5 protein-coding genes and 1 other RNA gene are annotated in these 6826 nt (G+C 69.8%); 3 read left to right on the plus strand and 3 right to left on the minus strand.

From position 1 onward, the window contains the following. Positions 1–1077: aminopeptidase N C-terminal domain-containing protein (locus HUU94_RS10875; RefSeq protein WP_174275099.1), on the plus strand; the 1077-nt coding region annotated here is incomplete at its 5' end. 54 nt (positions 1078–1131) lie between these two features. Further along, positions 1132–1827 (plus strand): NAD-dependent deacylase, encoded by a 696-nt coding sequence (locus HUU94_RS10880; RefSeq protein WP_254602145.1) that lies wholly within the window; start codon positions 1132–1134, stop codon positions 1825–1827. Between the two features lie 175 nt (positions 1828–2002). On the opposite strand, the gene ffs is transcribed toward HUU94_RS10880, so the two are convergent. Beyond that, an RNA gene (gene ffs, locus HUU94_RS10885) (signal recognition particle sRNA small type) lies at positions 2003–2100 on the minus strand. Positions 2101–2164: 64 nt separating this feature from the next. Between ffs and HUU94_RS10890 the strand changes: the two genes are divergently transcribed. After that, a complete protein-coding gene (locus HUU94_RS10890; protein WP_174275100.1) occupies positions 2165–3100 on the plus strand; it encodes an NAD(P)H-dependent flavin oxidoreductase in 936 nt (311 codons plus the stop codon). Positions 3101–3205: 105 nt separating this feature from the next. Here HUU94_RS10890 and HUU94_RS10895 read toward each other — a convergent pair whose 3' ends face one another. Together HUU94_RS10895 and HUU94_RS10900 are read right to left on the minus strand one after the other, a co-directional pair. Beyond that, positions 3206–4927: an AMP-dependent synthetase/ligase gene (locus tag HUU94_RS10895; RefSeq protein ID WP_174275101.1), complete on the minus strand. Its 1722-nt coding sequence runs from the start codon at positions 4925–4927 to the stop codon at positions 3206–3208. A gap of 118 nt (positions 4928–5045) precedes the next feature. Next, positions 5046–6782 (minus strand): gamma-glutamyltransferase family protein, encoded by a 1737-nt coding sequence (locus HUU94_RS10900; protein WP_174275102.1) that lies wholly within the window; start codon positions 6780–6782, stop codon positions 5046–5048. Positions 6783–6826: the final 44 nt, after the last annotated feature.

Genomic DNA, 6826 nt, shown 5'->3' on the forward strand with positions numbered 1-6826 from the left:
GTCGTCCTCGACGAGGCCGAAACCGAACTATTGTTCGATGGGCTCGGCGAGCCGCCGGTCCTCTCGATCAATCGCGGCTTCTCGGCGCCGATCTGCCTGGAGACCGATCGTTCGGCCGCCGACCTCGCCTTCCTCTCGGCCAACGATCCCGATCCCTTCGCGCGCTACGAGGCGATGCAGCAGCTCATGCTCGATACGCTGGTCGCGGGGGTCGCGGACGTTGACGGGGAACCGGCCGGCACCGATGCGCTGGTGGCGGCGGTGCGCAACACGCTCACCGATCCCGCGCTCGACGCGGCGTTCGTCGCCGAGGCGGTGCTGCTGCCGTCCGAAGCCTTCGTCGCCGAGCAGGTGGAGGCCGCCGATCCCGAGAAGATCGCGCGGGTCCGCGAGACGGTGCGGCGCGCGCTCGGCGGCGAACTGCTCGATCTCTGGCGCGAGGCCTATGCGCGCAATCAGACCGACCGTTACGCCTATACGCCGTCGGCCAAGGGATCGCGGCGGCTGCGCTCGGTCGCGCTCGGCTATATCGCCGTTGCCGGGGCCGAGGATTGGGCGCGTCTCGCCGCCGATCAATATGCCGCCGCCGACAATATGACCGATCGCATCGGCGCGCTCGGCGTGCTCGCCAACAATGACGCGCCGGAGCGCGAGACCGCCTTGGCCGATTTCCATACGCGCTATCAGGCCGATCCGCTGGTGATCGACAAATGGTTCACCGTGCAGGCGCTGTCGATGCGGAGCGATACGGTGGATGCGGTCGAGGCGCTGGCGACGCATCCCGATTTCACGATCGCCAATCCCAATCGCCTGCGCGCGCTGGTCGGGGCGTTCGCGGCCAACCAGCGTGCCTTCCACGATCCCTCGGGGCGCGGCTACCGCTTCGTCGCCGACATGATCCTGGGCGTCGACAGGATCAATCCGCAGGCCGCCGCGCGCTTCGTTCCCGGCCTCGGGCGATGGCGGCGGTTCGAGGCGGGCCGCGCCGCGCTGATGCAGGCCGAGCTCGCGCGCATCCTGGAAGCGCCCGGCCTCTCCAAGGACGTGTTCGAGCAGGTGAGCAAGAGCCTGGGCTAATCCTTGCGCCGTCATCCCGGCTTGACCCGGGGTGGACGGATTGGAGATGCGATCGTGAGCAATATCGTCATCCTCACCGGCGCGGGCATTTCCGCCGAAAGCGGGCTCGCGACCTTCCGCGGGCCGGAGGGCTTGTGGGAAGGGCATCGCGTCGAGGACGTCTGCACCCCGGAGGCGCTGGCGCGCGATCCGGCGATGGTCCTGCGCTTCTATGACGCGCGGCGCGCGGCGCTCGGGCGGGTCGCGCCCAACCCGGCGCATCGCGCGCTGGCGCGGCTCGATGCCGAATGGCCGGGCGGGCTGCTGATCGTCACGCAGAACGTCGACGATCTCCACGAGCGCGCCGGCGCGAAGCGGCTGATCCACATCCATGGCGAGCTGCTGTCCGCGCTGTGCCGAAAGTGCGGCGGGCGCGCGCGGTTCGCGGGCGCGATGCTTGGCGACGCGACGTGCGCCGCCTGCGGCGCCGCCGATGCGCTGCGGCCCGACATCGTCTTCTTCGGCGAGATGCCCTACGAGATGGAGGCGATCGATGCGGCGCTGGCGCGCGCCGACCTGTTCGTCTCGATCGGCACCTCGGGCGCGGTCTATCCGGCGGCGGGCTTCGTCCGGATCGCCCGTGCGGCGGGGGCGGAGACGCTGGAGCTCAATCTCGAAGCATCGGCGGGCAGCGCGCTGTTCGATGAAGGCCGGTTCGGCCTGGCGAGCGAGGTCGTGCCCGCATGGGTCGATCAGCTCCTCGCCCCCTGAGCATCATTCCAGCGAAAGTAGGAATCCCTTCACCGGACGCGCGCGCCAAGTTCGAAAATCCCAGCGTCCCTAGGATGACGAGATAGAGTGATAGGATTGGGTATGCGTCACCGTCGCCCGCTTGCGGGCTCGGGATCCGGCGGCGGGTCATGCCTCGCATGGTCCACTACGCCGAAATGGTGGGAGCCGGAACGACCCGATGCGAAATCGTTGCGGCTGCTTCCTTCCGGACCTGACCGGGTTGGCGACGGCATCGTCCGCCCGACTCCCGGCCGTGCATATGGTGGAGGATCGCGATGGTGGCAAGCGGGCGCGGGGCGCGCTAGGCGCTCGGGTCATGGCCATCCCGGATTTCCTCGTCGGCCGGCTCAGGCTCCCCGTGATCGCCGCGCCGATGTTCCTCGTCTCGACGCCGGAGCTGGTGCTGGCGCAATGCCGCGCCGGCGTGGTCGGCGCCTTCCCCTCGCTCAACGCGCGGCCCTCGGGCGTGTTCGAACACTGGCTGCAACGGCTGACCGCCGAACTCACCGATGCCGACGCGCCCTTCGCGGTCAACCTGATCGTCCACGGCAGCAACGCGCGGCTGGCGGAGGATCTGGCGGTCTGCGTCCGATATCGCGTGCCGATCGTCATCGCCTCGCTCGGCGCCAGGGCCGAGGTGAACGACGCGATCCATAGCTATGGCGGGATCGTGCTGAACGACGTGATCGACGATCGCTTCGCACGCAAGGCGATCGCCAAGGGCGCGGATGGGCTGATCGCGGTCGCCGCCGGAGCGGGCGGGCATGGTGGCACGCTCTCGCCCTTCGCTCTGGTCGCCGAGATACGACGCTGGTTCGATGGCCCGCTGGCATTGTCCGGCGCGATCGCCACCGGCGCCGCGATCGCCGCGGCGCGCGCGCTGGGGGCGGATTTCGCGTATATCGGCTCGGCCTTCATCGCGACCGAGGAGGCCAATGCCGTCCCCGCCTACAAGCGGATGATCGTCGACGGCGCCGCCCGGGACATCCTCTGTTCGAACCTCTTCACCGGCGTGCACGGCAATTATCTCCGCCCCAGCATCGTCGCCGCCGGGCTCGATCCCGATGCGCTGCCGATGTCGGACGGATCGAAGATGAACGTCGCGGATTTCGGCAGCGACGCCAAGGCGTGGCGCGACATCTGGGGCTGCGGGCAGGGCATCGGCGCGGTGGATGCGGTGGTGCCGGCGGCGGTGCTGGTCGAGCGCCTGGAGCGGGAGTATCGCGCGGCGCTGGCGGGATTGGCCGGGTGACAGGTTCGCACCCCGCGCGGAAGTTAGAGTTTGTCGTGCGACGTTGAACTCTCGTCACCCCGGCTCAAGGCCGGGGTGACGTTTCCAGCTTGAACAGGACAGCCTCTAGTTCTTGTACAACCCGTCGAGCCGATCGCCGTACCGCTCGCGCAGCACATGCCGCTTGATCTTCAGCGATGGCGTCATCTCGCCATTCTCGATCGTGAAGGGCTCGTCGGCGATCAGGATGCGGCGCACGCGCTCGGTCGTCGAGAGGCCGGCGTTGACCCGGTCGACCGCCAGCGCCACCGCGCGGCCGGCCAAAGCCACGCCCGCCGCGTCGGGATCGGGGACGATCAGCCCGACGAGATAGGGCCGCCGATCGCCGAAAACCACCGCCTGCGCGATTTCGGGTTGCAGCGTCAGCAGGCCTTCGATCCGCTGCGGGGCGATATTGTCGCCCTTGTCGTTGACGATCAGATCCTTCTTGCGATCGGTGATCACGATCCGCCCGGCCGCATCGATATGGCCGACGTCGCCGGTATGCAGCCAGCCATCGACGAGCACGCGCGCGGTCTCGCCTTCGTTGCGCCAATAGCCGTGCATCACATTCTCGCCGCGGACGAGGATCTCGCCATCCCCGGCGATCCGAACCTCGGTGCCCGCGAGCGGCGGACCGACGGTGGCCATCGCCAGCCCGGCGCTCGGCCGGTTGCACGAGATCACCGGCGCCGCCTCGGTCTGGCCATAGCCCTGGAGCACGGTCAGCCCCAGCGCCTCGAAGAAGGTCCCGATCTCGGGATTGAGCGGCGCCCCGCCCGACACCAGAGCCTTGATCCGCCCGCCGAAGCGCGCGGCGATCTTGGGCCGGATCGTCAGGCCGAGCAGCAGGTCGAGCGGCCTGTCGGCGATGCTCTTCTTGGGCTTGGCGCCAAGCGCGAGCGCCCGGCCAAGCAGCCATTGCGGGAGGCGGCCTTCCTTCTCCACCGTCTTAAGGATGCGCGCGCGCAGCAGCTCGAACAGGCGGGGCACGACGATCATGATCGTCGGGCGCACCTCCGCGATAGTGGCGGCGAGCTTTTCGAGGCCCTCGGCATAATAGATCTGGCCGCCGAGCGCGATCGGCAGGAACTGCCCGCCCGAATGCTCATAGGCGTGGCTCAGCGGCAGCAGGCTCAGGAACAGCGCGTCCCCCGCCCCGAAATCCTCCTCGATGATCGCCATGCAGCCCGCGACATTGTGGAGGATCGCGCCATGATGCTGGCGCACCCCGCGCGGCGCGCCGCCGGTGCCGCTGGTGTAGATGATGCAGGCGAGCTCCTCGCGCTCCGCGGTCTGGCGCGCGGCGCAGGCGGCGACGTCGGCGGGATGGCCGGCGATCAGCTCCGCCCAGTCATGGACTTCGATCGCGCCGGTCCGCGCCTGTTCAAGCGGCTCGATCGCGATCAGCCGCGAGCAGCGCGAACCCGCCAGCGCGGGCAGCAGGGTGCGCGCAAGCCTCGGCGTGGAGACGATCGCCGCGCGGGCACCGCTGTCGTCGACGATATGGCGGTGATCGCGCTCGGTATTGGTGACGTAGGCGGGCACGGTGACGCAGCCCGCCGCCATGATCGCGAGATCGGCGATGCACCATTCGGGGCGGTTCTCGGAGACCAGCATTACGCGATCGCCGCGCGACAGGCCCAGCGCGGCGATCGCCTCCGCCAGCGCGGCGACCTGGCGGGCGGCGTCGGTCCAGCTCAGCGCGCGCCATCTGCCCTCGATCTTATGCCACAGGAAAGGTGCGTCCCCCTTCGCGCCGGCGCGCGCGAAGAACATCGCGACGAGATTGGGAAAGCGTTCGAGCATCGGCCTCGCCCCTTATCCTTATCGTGACCCCAGCGCAGGCCGGGGTCTCGCACCACGAGCCGTGCGCATCACCTCGGGAGATCCCAGCCTTCGCTGGATGACGGCAAATTGGGGCTGCTCACTCCGAGGGCGTACCCGCCTTCTGCACGACGCGGCCGATCGCCGTCGCGCTCATATCCTCGCCCATCGCGACGCCCTCGCTGCGCGGATCGGCGGCGCCCACCCAATGGCCGGCGACGCGCTCGATCGCATTGGCCTTGAGGCCGAGCGGGGCGACCGCGACCTTCTGGCCCAGCGCCGCCAGCGCGGGCGCCATCGCCTCCAGTGCGGTGCCCTTCTCGAGGATCGCGGTATCGCCGGGCGCGTATAGCAGGCCGAGCGCGATCGCATCCTGCGCGCTCATGTGCCAGTCGAGCACCGCGACCAGCGCCTTGGCGACCTGCGCGATGATCGTCGATCCGCCCGCCGCGCCGATCGCGATCCGCACCTTGCCGTCAGGGCCGTAGACGATCGTCGGCGACATCGAGCTGCGCGGCCGCTTGCCGCCCTCGACGCGATTGGCGGTGAAGGCGCCGTTCTGCACGGGCACGATATCGAAATCGGTCAGCTCGTTGTTGAGGAAGGCGCCGTCGATCGACAGACCCGATCCGGCGACCGATTCGATCGTCGTCGTCACCTCGGCGACGGCGCCCTGCCGGTCGACCGCGACGAGATCGGTGGTGCCATGCTCGTTGATCGGCGTGGCGGCGGGGCGGGGCGGGGCGCCCGCCGGCGTGCCCGCCGAGACCGTCGCCATCGATCGGTCGGGCGCGATCAAGGCCGATCTTGCGGCGATATAAGCGGGATCGAGCAGGCCCGCGACCGGCACCGTCACATGATCGGGATCGGCGAGATAGGCGTCGCGATCGGCATAGGCCAGCCGCGAGGATTCGGCGAACAGGTGCCATGCCGCGGCGCTGTCCTTGCCCATCCCCGCCATGTCGAAGCGTTCGAGCTGCCCCAGGATCGTCAGCACCGCCACCGCGCCCGACGCCGGCGGCCCCATCCCGCAGATGCGATAGCCGCGATAGGTGCCGCAGATCGGCGCGCGCGGCTTGGCCCGGTAGCCTGCGAGATCGGCCACCGTCATCTTCGAGGGATTATGCGCCGCGCCGTCGACCGTGGCGACGAGCTTTTCGGCCTGCGCGCCCGAGTAGAAATAGTCGGGGCCTTGCGCGGCGATCCGCGCGAACTGCGCCGCGAGGCGCGGATTCGTGACGACCGTCCCCACCGGCCTCGCCTGCCCGGCGGCGTCGTAGAGATAGGCGCGGCCCCAATCGTCCATCGGCAGCGGAAAATTGGCGAGGAAATTGTGCAGTCGCGGCGTGATCGCATAGCCGTCGCGCGCCAGCCGGATCGCGGGCCCGAACAGCCGCGCCCAGGGCAGCTTGCCATGCCGTTCGTGCGCCAGCCACATCAGCCGGAGGTTGCCCGGCACGCCGACGCTGCGCCCGCCCGGCACCGCCGCGCTATGGCTGAGCGGCCGGCCGCCGACATGGAACCAGTAAGGGTCGGCGGCGGCGGGGGCGGCCTCGCGCCCGTCATAGCTGGTGAGGCGGCGCGCGGCATCGCTGTAGACCATGAAGCCGCCGCCCCCGAGCCCCGAATGCAGGGGCTCGACGACGTTGAGCGCCAGCATCATCGCCACCGCCGCATCGGCGGCACTTCCGCCCGCGCGCAATATCTCGACCCCCGCCGCCGCCGCGCGCGGGTCGGCGGCGGAAACCATGCCGGGTTCGGCGGCGGGCCTGGGCGGCGCCTTGGCGGGCGCGGCGATCGGGCAGAGCAGCAGGAGAAGCGCGAGACGTTTGATCATGCGGCGAAGAGTAACGCGGATTGCCGATGCGGCAAGCGATGGCG

The sequence above is a fragment of the Sphingomonas bacterium genome (genome assembly GCF_903644055.1).
Classification (GTDB): Bacteria; Pseudomonadota; Alphaproteobacteria; order Sphingomonadales; family Sphingomonadaceae; genus Sphingomonas_I.

Coding starts and splice junctions, on each gene's coding strand:
- HUU94_RS10890 (WP_174275100.1), top strand. CDS start 2,165: ATGGCCATCCCGGATTTCCTCGTCGGCCGGCTCAGGCTCCCCGTGATC.
- HUU94_RS10895 (WP_174275101.1), bottom strand. CDS start 4,927: ATGCTCGAACGCTTTCCCAATCTCGTCGCGATGTTCTTCGCGCGCGCC.
- HUU94_RS10900 (WP_174275102.1), bottom strand. CDS start 6,782: ATGATCAAACGTCTCGCGCTTCTCCTGCTGCTCTGCCCGATCGCCGCG.